General features: G+C 43.3%; 10 protein-coding genes. All 10 read left to right on the top strand.

Annotated elements, in window-relative coordinates; all coding sequences use genetic code 11:
* Window positions 1–96: 96 nt before the first annotated feature.
* The gene (locus E0496_RS11345; protein ID WP_161601381.1) at window positions 97–969 is read left to right on the top strand and encodes a helix-turn-helix domain-containing protein; all 873 of its coding nucleotides are present in this window, start codon (window positions 97–99) and stop codon (window positions 967–969) included.
* A complete protein-coding gene (locus E0496_RS11340) occupies window positions 966–2,717 on the top strand; it encodes a sensor histidine kinase (protein WP_141501690.1) in 1,752 nt (583 codons plus the stop codon). The genes E0496_RS11345 and E0496_RS11340 overlap by 4 nt, the downstream gene beginning before the upstream one ends.
* Window positions 2,698–4,296 carry a response regulator transcription factor gene (locus E0496_RS11335; RefSeq protein WP_141501688.1) on the top strand — a complete coding sequence of 533 codons (1,599 nt, stop codon included), beginning with the start codon at window positions 2,698–2,700 and terminating at the stop codon, window positions 4,294–4,296. Before E0496_RS11340 ends, E0496_RS11335 begins: the two co-directional genes overlap by 20 nt.
* 172 nt (window positions 4,297–4,468) lie before the next feature.
* A complete protein-coding gene (locus tag E0496_RS11330; RefSeq protein WP_141501686.1) occupies window positions 4,469–5,416 on the top strand; it encodes an ABC transporter permease in 948 nt (315 codons plus the stop codon).
* Between the two features lie 24 nt (window positions 5,417–5,440).
* Window positions 5,441–6,307, top strand: coding sequence for a carbohydrate ABC transporter permease (locus E0496_RS11325; protein WP_141501813.1), 867 nt, complete (start codon window positions 5,441–5,443; stop codon window positions 6,305–6,307).
* Between the two features lie 52 nt (window positions 6,308–6,359).
* A complete protein-coding gene (locus E0496_RS11320; RefSeq protein WP_141501684.1) occupies window positions 6,360–7,874 on the top strand; it encodes an extracellular solute-binding protein in 1,515 nt (504 codons plus the stop codon).
* 134 nt (window positions 7,875–8,008) lie between these two features.
* Complete coding sequence (locus E0496_RS11315; protein WP_241674695.1) at window positions 8,009–9,028, top strand: NAD(P)/FAD-dependent oxidoreductase; 1,020 nt, start codon at window positions 8,009–8,011, stop codon at window positions 9,026–9,028.
* A 1,198-nt stretch (window positions 9,029–10,226) separates the two neighbouring features.
* A complete protein-coding gene (locus tag E0496_RS11310; protein ID WP_141501680.1) occupies window positions 10,227–16,034 on the top strand; it encodes a golvesin C-terminal-like domain-containing protein in 5,808 nt (1,935 codons plus the stop codon).
* Between the two features lie 307 nt (window positions 16,035–16,341).
* Window positions 16,342–17,247 (top strand): carbon-nitrogen hydrolase family protein, encoded by a 906-nt coding sequence (locus E0496_RS11305; RefSeq protein ID WP_161601380.1) that lies wholly within the window; start codon window positions 16,342–16,344, stop codon window positions 17,245–17,247.
* Window positions 17,248–17,285: 38 nt separating this feature from the next.
* The gene (locus E0496_RS11300) at window positions 17,286–18,083 is read left to right on the top strand and encodes a sugar phosphate isomerase/epimerase family protein (protein WP_141501676.1); all 798 of its coding nucleotides are present in this window, start codon (window positions 17,286–17,288) and stop codon (window positions 18,081–18,083) included.
* Window positions 18,084–18,092 lie beyond the last annotated feature (9 nt).

Raw genomic sequence — 18,092 nt, 5'->3', positions numbered from 1 at the left:
CCAAAGAGAGAGGTTTTTATTTCGCTTATACGTGATGTTCAAGCCTCTTAATCATTTGCTACAATAGAAGTGAATAATGAAAGGATGGTGATCGGCATGCAAGAAACGGCAAAGGAATTTTTTGAATCAAAGCTATTCGTCCCTGACGAATTCGCAAAAAAAGGAGGCATCTGGCCGCTCCGACTTGGTCGAAATATTGCTAAGCCTAGCTATCATTCAGGGCCAATGATTCTAGAGTATTATAATATGCATTTTATTATGGAAGGTAAGGTAGAGTTTACCTTTGACAAAGAACACATTGTGTTGTCTAAAGGCGATGTGTTTGCGATGGTTCCGGGCAGTACGTTTCGTTACCGGTTAGCTCCGAGTGAGAGTCATCTACAGATGATATGGATTTCCATAGACGGACCGCAGGCACCGGAGCTCTTTGCCGCGGCCGGCTTTAGTAAGGCATCACCTTACCTTGTACGGATAATGACTAAGGAGCTTGAGACCACGTTTCGACAGCTATTTCTTCCTCAAAAATATGATTTAAAAAGGCATAATGAAATTTGTTCACTCCTATATCGCATATTCGGTCTGATGATTTCAACGGACCTGTCCGAAAAGAACCAGAATGGCAAAGAGAACTGGATTCCTAAAAGCGTTGCTTTTATGGACACGTACTATATGGAACATATTACCGTTCGTGATGTTGCTGATTACTTAGCTCTTCATCGCACTTATTTCTCGAAGATGTTTTCGGAGACAATGGGAGTATCTCCTGCCCAGTATTTGCACCGATTACGAATGGAAAAAGCAGCCGAGCTGCTTTCCTCACATTTTATGATTAGTGAGGTTTCTTCCATGCTAGGTTATTCCGATTCCTATTCATTCACGCATGCTTTCAGCAAATTTTATGGCAGGCCACCAGGTAGCTGGAGAGCTTTGCAACGAAATTTGGACATAGAGAGGAAGGAACAACCGTGAAAAGAACACGGGGTGCGATTTCCTTACAACTCAAGCTTACCTTAACTTTTTTGCTTATTCTCATTCCGCTGGTCGGTGTAAGTCTATTTGCAAACAATTATTCGCAAGGCATTATGAATGTGCAAATTAGTGACCGGACGAAAGGTGCACTCCTGACGTCACTTGCCTATATGGAGCAAATAGCGAATACGATGGATCAGCAAACGCTGCTGATTAGCTCCAATCCTAATATCGTAAACATCTTTAGAGATATTGATGATCCGCTTAACCCTGCTCATTTATATGATATTCATACCGTTATGCAACAGCTAAGCTCTCTTGTCAATATTAACGGTGCCATTCAGGAGGCGTATATTGTACATGGAGCGAGTGGGAACGGCGTTTCTACAGCGCTGGGGGCACTCAGATGGCCTCAGGTAAGTGAAGAAGGCTGGTTCCAGCAAGTCGTTCAAGGAATTGGTTCTCTGGTCATTTATATTCCTAATGAGGATTCAAGCGGGGATCAAAACTACTATTTAAGAGAGTCTAATATATACTATATTCGACTGCTAGACGTTTTAAGAGATAATCCTGAGCCGAATGCGTTGATTTTTGCTGTAAATAAATCGTCGCTTCATAATATGATTCAACATCTCCAAACGACTGAACGAATGAACATTTCTTTATTTTATAATAACAGACTCATTCTGGAAACGAATCCTGCAGCTAAGCAAGCCTATGCTTCTGATATGTTCACTATGAAAGAGACTAGCGGTGCGTGGTCTATTCAATTGGAGCAGCCAAAGGATGAGATATTCAAGCAATCGCATCGGCTGCAGCTCTTTACCTATCTGACTATTCTACTTAGCATCCTTCTTGCCATGTGGACAGCCTGGTTGATTTATATTCAAATTTTAAAGCCTTTGCGTCAATTATCAAGCGCTTTCAAATTCGTTGGCAAGGGAAATCTGAACTATCGAATCAGACATGATCGAAGAGATGAATTCGGACTCGTGATGAACGGTTTTAATCAGATGGCGGAGTCCCAGAGAATCATGATCGAGGAGGATTATGAGAAGGAACTGCGTTTAGCGAAGTCGGAGTTTAGCTTGCTGCAATCTCAGATTAATCCGCATTTTCTTTATAATACGCTAGATTCGATCTATTCGGTTGCTGTCAAATTCAGAATGAAGGAAATTAGTGAAATGGTCTTAAATTTGGCCAAATTTTTTAGAGTAAGCCTGGGAAAAGGACAGAATCATTTTACATTAGAGGAAACGATGCAGCATTTGCTGTATTACATACGTGTCCAACAGATGCGAACAGAACATTTTTCAGTAGAGATTGATTTGGAGAAAGGTTCTGAGGCCATTCCTGTACTCAAGCTGCTGCTGCAGCCCGTAGTGGAAAACGCCATTATTCATGGACTTGAGAAATGTCCGTTCGAGGGCGAGCTGCGCATTCGCTCCAGAGTTCATCAACATTTTTTATTCATTGAAGTAGAGGATACTGGTTTGGGAATACCAGATACTTTGCTGAAACAAATCCAACGTGAGCTTAGCATACTGACAAGTAAGCTGTATCGCGTGCCGCAAGAAAGCCCTTCGGTTCAATTTTTTGGCATGAAAAATGTGAAATCGAGAATGAAGCTCTACTATGGAGAAGAAGCAGACGTCCAGATTGAAAGTGAAGAGGGACTCGGAACAAAGGTCACCTTAATCATTCCTATTCGAGAGGAGGAAGAAGAACATGAAGCTGCTCGTCGTTGAAGATGAATTTCAAGTCAGAGAGCGGATTGCCTATGGCATTTCATGGGAAGATTATGACATTGAAATTGCTGGAGCTGTCGCAAACGGCAGGGAAGCGATCATGGCTGTAGAGAAGGAATGTATTGATATCCTCATTACAGATATTCATATGCCCGATATGAGTGGTCTTGAGCTTGCAAAGGAGCTGAAGAGTGAATATCCTCATGTTAAGGTCATCATTTTAACGGGCTTTGACCATTTCGAATATGCACGTGACAGCATCGATTATGGAGTCGTTAAATATCTAGTGAAGCCAGCGGAAAATGAGCTCGTACTGGAAACGGTGTTAAGAGCCAAACAGCTACGTGAACAGGAACTGAACGCCATTCATAACATCGTACTTCTGAAGCAGAGATGGATTGAGCATCTGCCGCATCTTAAACAATCCTTTTATAAAAATTGGTTGAACGGGCGTTTGTCTACGTGGGAGATAGAGAAACGCAGTCAGGAGATCGGCTTCTCTCTAGCAGGCAACATCTATTTGCCTGTCACGCTCGATATGGATCCGATTGCGGAAACCGATATCCGTTTCCATTCAGGGGAGCGCCCGTTAATTCAGTATTCTCTCTTTAACATTACACGGGATGTCATGGAAGATATGGACGGTATCGTTATACATGATGATGACGGATTGACAGCAATTATCTTCTTTGCCCCTTCGGGTGTAGAGGTGTCAGGATTTCAACTCAAAGTCAATCAGCACCTCGGCAGGCTGCTGAGCACGGTTAAATCCTGTTTGAAGCTAACAGCCAGCGCGGGTATTGGTACCTGTGTGGAGGATCAAGCACTGCTGCCAATTGCCTATAAGCAGAGTAGAATGGCATTGCAGGAACGCATCGTGCTTGGTAATGAAACCGTCATTCCATATCGTAACGATGCCCCTTCTAAGACCGTTTGGTTGAATATGAATGATCTGGAGAAGGAGATCGAAATAGCTGTGGAAACGGGCAATGAGAGCAAGCGGTCGGAGCTCATCAGCAAGCTAATGGACATCGGCTTCTCGCCGAACCATACCATTGTTAATGCGAGAGAGATGCTGCTTCGCATTACGTCCTTGTTGACGAGAATTGTCAATTCCCGTGGGTGGAGTTTACGAGAAACACTTGCCGAGGATTACACAGATTTTATAAATTTTAATCAGTTGCTAGCTAAGGAACAGCTGATGGAATGGTTGCATCGCATGATGACGCGGATTAGCAGGTCGATTAGCGAGCGCCGAAAATCGGGAACGCATATTACGGTTAGTGAAATTTTAGCCTTCGTTGAACGACATTTATATGAAGAAGAGCTAAGCTTATATTTTGTAGCTGAGAAGATGTACATGAACTATGCCTATGCAAGCAGGATCTTTAAGGAGGTGACTGGCAGTACTTTTTCGGATAGCGTGCTAAAACTGCGTATGGAAAAGGCGAAGGAGCTGCTGGCAGCGGGGAGCAAAGTGTATGAAGTAGCAGAACAAGTCGGGTATAAGAACGGGAACTACTTCTCGCGAAGCTTTCAGAAGTACTGGGGAATCAAGCCGAGTGAAATGAACAAGTGATAGCTTGTTAATTAAAAAAAGACATTCAACATGAACGGTTGGTGTCTTTTTTTGCATTTTCAAAACGTAGAATTTGTTGTCATTAAAGTAGAAGGATTAGTCTACTTTTTCATTTCCTGAAAAGCTATAGTTAAATCAAGAAAGAGCATGATAGCTAAGGAGATTACAAACGATGAAAACAAACTCTACGGTAGTAACCAGGGAAGTGAAACTAACCAAAGGGAGGTCATTGAAGCTTCTAAAGTATTGGGATTTGTATCTTATGTTATTGCCTGCAGTTATCCTCATCCTCCTCTTTAAATATATACCGATGTATGGCGTCATCATTGCCTTCAAGGATTACAATTTCATGGAAGGTGTGTGGGGGAGCGAGTGGGTAGGATTTCAATATTTTCGTGAATTATTTTCGTTTGATGAATTCCCAAGAGTTGTGAGAAATACCGTTATCATCAGCTTGATGAAGCTGCTCGTAGGATTTCCTATTCCCATTATTCTAGCTTTGCTTCTGAATGAGCTCAAACTCGACAAGTTCAAACGAATGGTACAGACGATTACTTATCTGCCTCACTTTATTTCATGGGTCATTATTGGCGGCCTCGCCATTGATATGCTGTCTCCCAGCAGCGGTATCATTAATAGAATCATCGAAATGTTAGGCTTCCAACCGATCTTTTTCATGTCGGATGAAGGAATTTTCCGCTGGATTCTCGTAGGCTCAGATATATGGAAAGAAGCGGGTTGGGGTGCGATTATTTATCTCGCTGCATTGCTGGGAATTAATGATGAGCTCTATCAAGCGGCTACCGTGGACGGGGCCAATCGTTTTCGTCAAATTTGGCATATTTCGCTTCCTGGTTTAAAGTCGACCATTATCATTATTCTCTTGCTTCGGATCGGTTATATCTTAGATGCAGGTTTCGAACAGGTACTCGTTATGTATAACCCAACTGTCTATGATGTGGCAGATATTATTGATACGTATGTGTTTCGAGTGGGCTTAGGCTCTATGCAATTTGGTCTAACTACTGCTGCTGGATTATTCAAGTCAGTCATTGGCTGTGTCCTTCTCGTTCTGGCTAATGTTTTTGCAAGGAGAATGGGGGAAGAAGGAATTTTCTAAGGAATAGAAAGTAGAGGGCTTATGATGAAAATAATTCGGAAAGAATCCATATTTAATTATGTAAACGTGATTCTATTATCGTTGCTTTCCATAGCAACCGTTGTACCTTTGATTCATATCGTAGCAAAATCATTAAGCAGCGAAACGTATCTTCTAGCGAAAGAGATTTGGCTATGGCCGAAAGGCTTTAACTTGGCTTCTTATGAATATGTACTCTCGTATAAACAGTTTTACATTTCATTCTGGAATTCTATGATTATTACCGTAGTTGGAACGGCAATCAGCATGGCTGTCACCACATTGGCTGCCTTTGCGCTCTCTAGAAAAAACTTTCCTTCTAAAAGAGGGTTTATGCTATTCTTTGTCATCACGATGTTTTTCAGCGGTGGTCTAATTCCTACTTATCTGGTTGTGAAGCAGCTCGAATTGTTGAATACACTCTGGTCAATTATGCTGCCAATGGCCTTGGCACCGTTCAATTTAATCCTGATCCGCAACTATTTTTTAAGCCTGCCTGAGGCTTTGGAAGAGTCAGCGATAATGGATGGGGCTTCTAACTTACGGGTCCTAGCTTGGATCTATCTACCTTTATCTATACCGACTATTGCAACGATCGCGATGTTTTATGCCGTTGGTTACTGGAATAGCTTCTTCCAGGCCATGATGTATATCACAGATCGAAGTCTGATGCCACTGCAAGTATTTCTCATGCAGATCGTGACGAATTCCAAGACAGGAGACATGACGACGGGTGGCGTTTTAAGTGAGCTCACGCCAGAGTCTACGACGGCTGCCGCAATCATCTGTGTCGTATTTCCTATCCTTTGTGTATATCCCTTCATCCAAAAATATTTTGTAAAAGGTGTTATGTTAGGTGCGGTCAAGGGATAATCCATTCCTAATCCGGACTTTCATATGAATAATTAATTAGGGGGGCGTAATCATGCATTTTAGAAAAACAGTGGCCATTAGTATTAGCTTAGTGTTGTGTTTCCTTGCTATTTCGGGGTGCAGCACAAGTAAGGAAGCGGGTCAGAATGGATCAGAAAAGACAGCTGCAACGAGTGAGGGTGGGGAAGAAGCCAAAGCACTAAAGGATTTGAAAATTACAAGGCTTTATCACGGCGTAATGGAGCAATTCAAAGGTTCAGACACTATGAATAATAATAAGATAATTAATAAACTTAGGGAGAATTCAGGCTTTAATATACAATATGAGTCACTGCCAAATGAAAATCCATCGCAAAAAATTTCTATTGTCTTTGCTTCTGGTGATGTGCCCGATTTGATAATGGTAGCTGGCAAATCAGACTATTTCAAATTGGCCAAACAAGGTGCGCTCGAGCCTCTCGATGATTTAATTGCAAATGAAATTCCAAATTTGTCTACAATGGCGACCAATGAATCGTTAGATGCTTTGAGGTATGATGGAAAGCTTTATGCAATTCCTTATCGAAATGCATTAAAGGTAAGTAATGGTCTTATCGCTCGCGCAGATATTTTGAAGGAATTGAACTTGAATACCCCAACAACGATCGAAGAGTTTTATTTGACAATGAAGACGATTAAAGAGAAGAAAAATATTACGCCGCTAACGATGGCAACTTCAAGTGCGGGCTCTTTCTTTGATGGCTTTTTCCCGTTCGCCGCTGCCTTTGGCGTATCCACACCTACAGTCGTAAAAGACGGAGAATTGAAATTTTCCTGGATACAGCCGGAATACAAGGAATTTATAACCACACTCAAAAAGTGGTTTGATGAAGGATTGCTTGATCCGGAATTTGCGGTCAATAAAGATAGCAAAGATAAGCTGATAAACGGAACAGCTGTATTTAATACCTTGTATTTCTCCTCTGGCATTGACGTTGATAAAGCATTGCAGGAAAAGAAGGATGGCGGATCCGTTCAGTTTATCGCTCCTCCAGTTGGAATAAATGGACAATCAGGGATTCAAGATGCTTCGATTTCCACGCAGTACATTGTGATTCCAAAGCAAGCAAAAAACAAGCTTGGCGCAGCACAGTATCTAAACTTCTTGTATAAGCAGGAAACGGATATCTTGCTCAATTACGGTATTAAGGATGAGGATTACACAGAAGCGAATGGGGAATACACGCAGTCGAAGGAACAGAGCGACAAAATTGCCTGGCGCTCGATGTACGGCTTAGGAGATACGGATTTCGGCATTGATGCAAGACTTAAAGCCAAAAACTTGTTGCCGTATTATGAGCCTCAGCTTGCATTCAAAAAATCACGTGAGGAAACGAACTACGCCCCATCCATTGAAGCGTTCGATTCGAAATTCCCAGAGTTACGTAATTTCGCTGAAGAAAACGCGATGAAATTTATTATGGGTAAGCGTGATTTGTCGGAGTTCGACAAATTTACAAAGGAGTTCGATGCTAAGGGTGGAAAGGCTGCAATCGATGCAGTGAATGAATGGTATACACAGAAATAACAAAGAGACGCTAGTGTGCAGTTGCCTGTTCCTTGGGAGTCTTTGCTATGCAAGGGGAGACCAAGGAACGGGGCAACTGAGCTCTCGGCAAGGGAATTCATTTCTGTATGGGAGTAGATTACGTTAGCTGTCAAATGGAAAGGGAAAATAAGATGAGCAATATAACAGATCTTCTCGTCATTGGCGGAGGGCCGGTGGGTTTATTTGCTTGCTTCTATGGCGGTATGCGTAAAGCGAGCGTTAAGCTGATTGAAAGCATGCCGCAGTTGGGAGGCCAGCTAGCAGCATTATACCCGGAGAAGTATATATACGATATTCCAGGATTTCCGAAAGTTACTGCTCAAGAGCTAATTGATCGTTTAGTGGAGCAAATCAAGCCGTTCCCCATTGATATTTATCTGAACGAGCAAGTACTTCGGGTTACCAAGCTTGAAGAGCAGCTGTTTCAAGTGGTGACAGATAAAGGTGAGCATTATGCCAAAGCGGTTATTCTAACCGGGGGAGCAGGAGCTTTCCAGCCTCGACGGGTTGAGCTTCCTAATGTGGAGCGCTTCGAGAAAGAGAATCTTTACTATTTTGTTAACGATCTTAAAAAATTCAAAGGGAAGAAAGTATTAATAAGTGGGGGAGGGGACTCGGCAGTCGATTGGGCATTAATGCTGGAATCAATTGCTGAACAGGTAACTTTAGTCCATCGTCGGGATAAATTTCGTGCTCATGAGCATAGCGTAGAACGGCTTAGAAACTCAACAATTGATATTCGAACGCCGTGGGAATTAATGTCTCTGGATGGTGAGGATCACATTCAGCAAGTGCAGCTTCAACACTGCCATTCAGGAATCGTAGAGAACATAGAGGTGGATGCCGTTATCGTAAATTTCGGTTTTGTATCTTCTCTTGGACCAATTGCGGAATGGGGAATTGCTTTGGAACAAAACGCTGTTGTTGTAGACAGCCGAATGCAAACGAATATAGCTGGTTTTTTTGCAGCGGGAGACATAACAAAATATCCAGGAAAGGTGAAATTGATTGCAGTCGGATTCGGGGAGGCCCCGACGGCTGTTAACAACGCCATGACCTACATCGATCCAGAGGCAAAGCTGTCTCCAGGACATAGCAGTCACATGAAAATTCCACAGCTTTCTACGAAGTAAACGTTTCGATCATTACGGGGATGGACTTGCTGAAGTGATCTATGGGAAGCCTGGAATTAGTTACGAAACGATGGAGAGAATAATTTTCAACCAATTTTTACTGCTTCAGGTTCTAAAGGAAATGTGAAAACAAATATCTAAAAAGCTACAGGTTCAGTATAGGACTCTCCACTCCTATCTATATTTTTGGACTCCATGTGAGTTCTAGCTACCTATCGAGGTAGCTTTTTTTTCTGCGACAGCATAATTAACTAACAGGATTTCCTTGCGGTTTGTCAAATACATAAGAGTCAAGAAATTAACAGGAGTGTTCTCTTATGCTATCGAAAAATCGTCTAGGCAAAGCGTCGAAAGTTTACTTTAAACCCGAATTAGCTTCCTCGAAAACTCACAGCTCGGCAACATGAACTTCCTGAGTAATATCTACGCCGATGACCAGATGATGAACGCTGATGTTTTCAATGAGTTGATTTTGTTTATTCGGAGCTTTAAACTTCATAGATGAGCGACCTCCTGATGGTGAGAGTTTTGGGCTGCAACCCGTTACCAACTCCCATGTTACAGATGCGCTCTTTTTTGTGCAAAGTCCATATTATTCGTTTTAGAGGAATGCTAACGGGGAATTTAAGCAGATAGACTCCATTATTAAGGGGCCGAACCTCGCTGCAAGGAGATTATCAGACTAATTCTGCAGCCTATCGTTGAGAATGCTATATTACATGGGATTAATAAAACTAAGAGCAGGCAGGGGAGAATTTTGATTGGAGGGTTGCAGCGCAAAGACGGAATTGTCTTGTACATCTCGGATGCGCGCGCTGGTTTGAATAATTCAACATGGGAGACTTTTCTCCTTGTTGCAGGTTCTGGATATAGCGTTCAGAATGTGAATCAACGGCTGCAGCTATACTATGGCATCGGAAGTAGTGTGAAATTTCGAAGCAGCTTGGGAAAAGGAACAATAGTCCGTCTATTTTTATTGAACAAGTAAGCAAATGTCCTATCAGCGTAGCTTTAACCACCTAATCGTAATCCTGTCCCGTTTCCGGGACTTTTTTTATTGATTATATTAAAACTGTTAAATTGAAAGCGATTTCAAAAAAACGGAAAATGTGATGTCTGGAGGGGTTTCGGTGGTCGGTGTCTAGGTTGTCATCCGCTTTACTGTAGAACAAATAATTAAATTAATGGAGGGATTTGAATGAAGATCAGAATGACTCCGATTCATGCCGGAAGAGGTCAGTTACTCAAAATCATGTTATGCCTATTGCTGGCAGTCGCATTGTTGCCAGTCAGTTTCACGGCAAATAAGGTACTCACAGCTGAAGCAACTGCTGGAGATATGGACTATTTCACTGAGAACGAAACATGGTACCGTGATTTCGCGCCGGGAATAGTCAACCCGAGTGAAGGGACGATTGAGTTGACTACACGTATCGACAAGCCGCATGCGGAGTTCGGCAACGAGTATGACTTTCTATTCCAACTCATACCCGAGCAGGGAGGACCGGGTAATACGCTGATCAATGCTCATATTCCACCGTCGATTACGAAACCGACGGGTTTGACTTATGATCAGCCGCTTATCTTTTTCGTCAGGAACGGTAATGGGACTAATGAGGCTAGAGTTAAAGCCGAGTCCAGCGTGCTCAATTATACGGTTGGCGAATCGTTTAACCTCGCATTTTCTTGGAAAATGGGTCCCGGAGGTTATGTCGCCATCTACAAGAACGGTGTCCAATTGCAACGTGTATCAACATCGTTGGATCCGGTGATGGAGAAATTCATGCCCTATGAGTTCAAGGTGGAGAGAGGTTCCCCCTACAACATCTCCAATGTGAGAATATCTACCAAGGCGCTCGAGGCGAATGAGCTGGAGCAAAGCACGACCGCATTTGCGAGGGGAACGGATACATCGCTGCTTGCCAACATTGAGCTGGGTCAGGATATTCAATCAGAGAAATTTAATACGCCATGGCAAACCTCTTCAGCATACAGCGTTGTTAAACCGATTTTTCGCAATGAAAAGCAGGTATTCTACAAAAATGAAGCAGCTGTCTATCCGATAATGACAGTGAATTATGGGGATACATCCAAGACTTACTCTGTGAGTATTAAGGCTACTGATCCTTACGGGAATACTGCTTTTACCGAAGTGAAGGAAGTTATCATACCGGCCGATGGCACTTACCGTGTAGAGGAGTTGACCCTTCCGCAGCTGAATAATCAGGTAGGCTTCTGGTATTTGGAGACGACCGTTAGCTCTAGCCTGTCGGATGCAATCGTATATAGGAGCGGAATTTCTAAAGTACCCGCCAACGATACTAGCGTCACCGACGGAACATACGCGGATTATTATGGTACTCATTCTAGCTACAGCTACGATATGTCGCCTTGGAGCAAAATCAACACAAGCGCTACTCGTGCGTGGGAAGATGCCACCGTATTCCTCTGGCATAAAATCGAGCCCACCAAGGGGCACTTTACTTGGGAGCACGCTGATCAATATGTAAGTGCTGCTAATGCAACGGACATGGATGTGCTGGCGGTTCTGGGATACCCTTCTGACTGGGCATCTACGCGTCCGCCAGTTAGCGCCCTTCCTGCGGTTGGTTTTGAGATGCCTGCATTTCAATACAAGGCAGAACGCTGGGTTTCCAAGGATATTCAATATCAGGATGGAGTTCCTGGCACTGGAGAAGATTGGACCAACTACGTATACGAGACCATGAAACGCTACGCGGGCAAAGTCAAGTACTACGAGATCGTCAATGAGGTTAACTTCCATCCACCATACAAAGCAGCCGCCTTCTCAGGCACGAAGGAAGAATATTTCTTGATGCTAAAGATAGCTCATGAGCAAGCACAAAAGGTAAAGTCGGAGTATAAAGTGGAAACGGGCAATGAACTGGAGTTATATGTCACAACAAGCGGATTCACCGATGTTTCGGGTACATCGGCTGACCGTCAGATGGCCGTAGACGCATTGAATGAGCCGTATGTTGGATACTATGATATTTATAACATACATGGCTACGGCGGAACGAAATCTATTAAAGACGATATTCTCCCTGCCTTTAATCAAGCCAAGAGCGATTATCCAGATTTGAAACTGTGGCAAACTGAATTTTTTCCGTTTAATGAGACCCATCCGACCATTCCTGCAAAATTGTATGGAACCGTTGAACGGTATATGGATTTCCTCGCGAATGGTGCCACAAGATATTTTAATATGGGTATTCCGGCGGAAGACACGTTCGTTACACGTCATTCACAGTCTCCTACGGAATTGTTCCAAACGATCGCTGTTATGCAAAATCACATTCGTAAGGTGGATCAGTACATCGGATCGTATACTGGATTTTCCAATGAAACATTCCTTACGGTCAATCACTATATGCATCGTACAGACGGCAACTACCTTAGCGTCTTGTCAGCGGATAGTCAATCGTTTAATATCAACATTCAGAATGCAGATAAAATTGTTAGCGTGGAAGATAACTACGGGAATGTTATTCCGGTTTCAACTGATGGCGATATTCTAAAAAAAGATACGATCTTTATTGTCAGCAATGAGCCACTCCAAATTAACAGTGTAACTGGTGATTTGGTGCTTACAACGATTCGTAATGGCGGCTTTGAGAAGTTGTCAGGCGATTCACTCGGGGGGGCGGCGGCTGTCACCATCGATAACTGGGTTATGTCCGCTGGAGTATATGGGACGCATGCTTATGTGAACAAAACAAGCCCATTCCAGGGTGTGAATGCCGTGGAGTTCGATTCAACGGGAGCGCCGGGAAATCGGACGTTTATGAACCAGACGTTTACTGTCACGAAGCCGGGAACCTATGTACTTGCCGCTAATATCAAGAAGCTAAGCGGAGGAGCAGACGTTCAACCTGAGCTGAACATTTGGGCAGGGAACACTGACCATCAGCTTGCTCCAGTGACTCTTACTGACCAATATGCTTATTATGCCAAAGCATTTACCGTATCGCAGACGATGAGCATTACGGTTAATATTGGGATTTTATCGGGCGTTGGGAAAGTGGTGTTTGACAACGTATCATTCGAGCTCGTGCCGGATAATGTGGAAATTGTGATGGACAATTCGGATACGGTGGGTGTGAAGTTTACCAGTAGTACAACAAGCAATGCTTGGGACAACACAAGGAACAATACTGCTGCAAACAAGGGCAACTTCGCGCTTAATACAAGCAAGGATGGCAAAGCCAGCGTAACGTACACCCCATCGATTCCCCTGGCGGGCATGTATGATGTGTACGAGTGGCACCATCCGACAAGCTCAACTACGACTGCTCCGTTCACGATCAATCATGCAGGTGGTATGACACAGGTGGAGGTGAATCAATCGTACTCCTTCGGAGGGAGATGGAATAAAATTGGAAGTTACCCGTTTAATATAGGCTCCACAGGAAGCGTTGTACTTACTAACGGCTTCAAATCCGAAAACTTTATGCTTGCAGACGGCATCAAATTTGTACGGACAGGTAATTTACCGCCGATATTCTCGAATGGTAATTTCGAGAGCGTAACGGGGGACCCGCTTGACGGGCCAGTCTCGACGACTTTCGATAACTGGAGCATGGGAACAGGCGTCTATGGCACGAATGCTTATGTGAATCAAACAAATCCATATCAAGGAGAATTCGCTGCTGAATTTAATTCGGTGGGGGTAACGGGCGGTCGAACCGGTCTGTCTCAGAAGTTCACTGTCTTGGAGCCAGGAACCTATACTCTGTCTGCCTATATCAAGAAGCTTGATGGAGGGGCGGAAGTTCAGCCTGAACTGAGTGTGTGGGACGGAGTAAGCGATCATCAAATGCAACCTGTCGTTCTAACGAGTCAGTATGCTTATTATGCGAAGAGTTTCGTCGTTTCCCAGAAAATGGACATTACCATCAAGATCGGTATTTTATCTGGAGTAGGTAAAGTTTTGTTTGATAACGTGGCTTTTACCCTCGTACCGGATAACGTGGAAATTATTATGGACAACAAGGATACTGTTGGTGTGACATTCTCCGGCTCTTCATGGTCGAATACGGGAAGCAACTCAACCGCTTACAATGGAAATTTTGCAGTCAATACAACCAAAAGCGGCAGCTCGACTGCTACCTACACCCCAAACATACCACAAACCGGCATGTACGATGTGTATGAATGGCACCATCGTACAACCGGAACTACTGATGCACCATTCACAATCCTTAATGCAACAGGCTCTGAAGAGGTAATTGTGGATCAATCTCAGAACAGTGCCAAATGGAACAAAATAGGGAGCTTCCCGTTTATGCAGGGCTCAACGGGAAGTGTCATAATAACCAATAGATTCCATACGAGCAACTTTATTCTAGCAGATGGCATACGATTTGTGCGCACAGGACCCTACGTACCGGTTGAAAGTATAACGGTCAATGGGAATCCTAATGCCAGCGTGTTGAAAGACGGCACGCTTACTATGAATGCGATTGTCATGCCAACTAATGCTGTGAATAAATCTGTTGTCTGGAGTGTAGTGAATGGAACAGGAAAAGCGGAGATTGATCCGACAACTGGTGTGTTGACTGGTCTAGATACCGGCACTGTCCTTGTAACAGCCACAGCATTAGACAATACAGGAGTGAAAAACCAGCTGCAAGTGAAAGTGGTTCAACTGGATCATGTTGTGCTTGGTGTAAATAAGACAATCCTGAGGAATGGAGATCAAGCAATCTTGACTGTCTCAGGCATATTGAACGATGGAACACAGGCAGACCTTAGCGAAGTGGTCGCTACTTATAAGAGCGACAGTGCGCTAGCTACTGTAGATGCGCAAGGGTTAGTAACGGCAACTGCAGCAGGAGAAGGTACAGTGCAGCTTACAGTGAGCATCAAACATGTGACAAAAACGTCAGAGTCCAGCGTCGCCATCCTGGTAGACAACAGTCCGCCTTTGACTATTGCGGCAGTAAGCCCTGCAGAACCGAACGGAAGCAACGGCTGGTACACCTCGGATGTCACGGTAGCATTGGCGGCGTCGGATAGGCTATCAGGCGTAGCCAAGATAGAGTATCGGGTGAACGATGAAGAGTGGAATGTTTATACGGAACCCTTCACATTGGATCAGGAGGGTGTCAACAAGGTACAATACCGCGCCACTGATAACGCGGGCATTAGCGAGGAACTGCATTCGACAACCTTTATGTTCGATAAAGTGGCACCTACTGCAACAGTATCTTACAGCATGACATCCACACAGGATGTAGTAGCCACAATATCAATGAGTGAGCCAGTTACAATTACAAATAATGGAGGTTCAAGCAGCTACATATTCTACTATAATGGCCAATTTACCTTTACGTTCATGGATGCCGCTGGCCATCATGGTTCAGCTACGGCTGTAGTTGATAATTTAATATCCAAAAGTAAAGCCAAACCGGGAAAACCGACAATTTTTGATGATAATGGTTATGATAACGGGATGCAAGACGGTAAATATAATATAACGATGAATCTATGGTACGGAGAAAATGCCCGAATTTACAAGCTTTATGAAAATGATGTATTAATCGATACGAGAACCCTGGCGGATCATACACCAAATGCCCAAATGGTGACAACTGCGATAAGCAGCAAACCAAACGGTACCTATCGATACTATGTAGAGCTGACTAACGCATTCGGTACTACCAAGAGTGATACGCACATAGTCACAGTAACCCAAGCCGCACCTGCCAAGCCGGTACTTGCCAACGACAACTGGGATGGTGACGGAAGCTTTAAAGTAAGTATGAATCTATGGTGGGGGACGAATGGAGACACATATAACTTATATGAGAACAGTATCCTCATTGATTCACAAGAACTTACGAATGGAGAGCCAAATGCCCAAACTGCAATAACAATCTTAACGAATCGAGGTATCGGTACCTATGAGTATCGAGCAGAGCTTATCAACTATGCAGGGGCGGTCTCAAGCGATGTGATGATTGTCCGTGTGACGAAGTAATCTGTACATGTATTAAAATCTATGTAAACGGAGCTTGCGAACTTTTTGCGAAGCTCCGTTTTTTACACTATTTGGAGTTTATTGATTTTTCGTCTATCTCAATCTGAATAATCTTCGATTTAATCGCTTTGCCGTAAACCCCAAGGACGGTGACATCCATGTATACTTTGCCTGAGATTACAACGTAAGACTAGCCACTTAATCGTAGCCTTATCCCGTTTTCAAGGTTTTCTTCGTTTGTTATATTTATTGCATGGGTATATATGAAAGCGATTCCAATACAAAGTTTTCGGAAAGGAGCTTTTTTTTGCCAAGAAAAGCAAATGTAATTACTACCTGTTTCAACGAAGAATTAATAAGGGGCTCTTCGATGGAACAAAATCTTCAAAGAGCACTGAACATGCTGGATTCATTTTCAAGCCTGCAGCCGGATCTAATTTGCTTTCCCGAGGTGTTTCTACTATCAGGAAACGATAATAATAATGAAAGCTCTAAGGAAATGACAAAGCTAACCTATCAGGCTCTTTCAGTGCAAGCAAAAAAACTCAATAGTTACATTATCGCTAGTGTTCATGAATGGATTGATTCTAAGAAGTACATTGTTGCTTGGTTGTTCGATAGAAACGGTAACCTAGCCGGAAGGTATTGTAAATATTATCCGACTGATGGTGAAATGAAAAGAGATGGAATAACACCGGGGAAAGAAATGCCTGTGTTTGAGACGGATTTTGGTAAGATAGGCATTGCCATTTGCTATGATATCGGATATCCGGAAATATGGAGCAGGTTGAGCGCAATGGGTGCTGAGCTTGTAGTGTGGCTCTCTGCCTACGATGGAGGGTTCCCGCTTGAAGCTTATGCATGGCTGCATGCTTATTATGTAATATCCTCAGTTAGATCTAACCATTCAAAAATGATAGACAAAACCGGTAAAGTTATGGCCTCTACTTCCAAATGGGCAGGCTGGTCTTCAAAAACAATCGATCTTGATAAACAGATTTTTCATATAGACAATCAGTATGACAAGCTGCTAGAGGTACAAGGCTGTTTAGGACGCAAAGTAACGATCGAAAGCTTCTCTCAGGAAAATATATTCACAATCGAATCAAATGACAAAGAATGGCCAATGGAGAGAATAGTATCGGAATTCAAGCTTGAATCGTATAGGGAATATCATGTCAGGTCTGAAAAGGCTCAGAATGAAAGCAGATAAATTGAACTTTTGAATAGAAGAGGAGTGGGGAAGAAGAGATGTCACAATTACCTGTACAATTTTCAGTGTTCACAAAACCATGGAGAACGATATCCGTCCAACAGCTAGTTAAGTTTGTCAAAGAAAGTGGTTTTGACGGAGTTGAGTTTCCTTTGCGTGAAGGGTATCAATTGGAGCCTGTCGATGCCGAAAAAGGTTTGCCGAAGCTCGCATCCTATTTTGCCGATCATGGCTTAAAGATTTTTAGTGTTGCTAGTCAAATGGAAGAACGGATTTTTTCGGCTTGCGCAGAGGCAGGAATTTCAACGATTCGGGTTATGCCTGACATTTCACATGAAGAGGGATACCATCAATCGGTAGAAAGGCTTCGGATGAATCTCGAAAAGGTAATTCCACTCTGTGAGAAATACGGAGTGAAGGTTGGCATCCAACAGCATTATGGTGATTTCATAACGGATTCTACGGGTCTGTTGCAGCTAATGAAAGGTTTGAATTCTGCTTATGTCGGAGCTGTCTGGGATTGTGCACATGATGCTTTGGCAGGGCAGCAGCCTGAATTTGGTCTTGATATTGTCTGGTCTTATCTCTGTATGGTTAATCTTAAAAATGCATTCTATACGCGCACTAACGGACCGGAGGCAGAACAAGCGCAATGGAATCGCCATTTTACATCTGGGCGACAAGGGATGGCTTCTTGGGAGCGTGTTGCCGAATATTTGAAGAAACGAAAGTACGAAGGTGTCATCTGTCTGACGGCAGAATACACAGCAGAGGCTGAAGCAGACCGACTTATTCGTGAGGATATCCGTTACGCGAAATCACTCTTTCAAAATTAATAAATGAAA

It is taken from the genome of Paenibacillus luteus, assembly GCF_006542765.1.
Lineage (GTDB): Bacteria > Bacillota > Bacilli > Paenibacillales > Paenibacillaceae > Pristimantibacillus > Pristimantibacillus luteus.
Note: the sequence above shows the minus strand (reverse complement) of the source record. Positions and strands in the feature narration are given on the sequence as shown.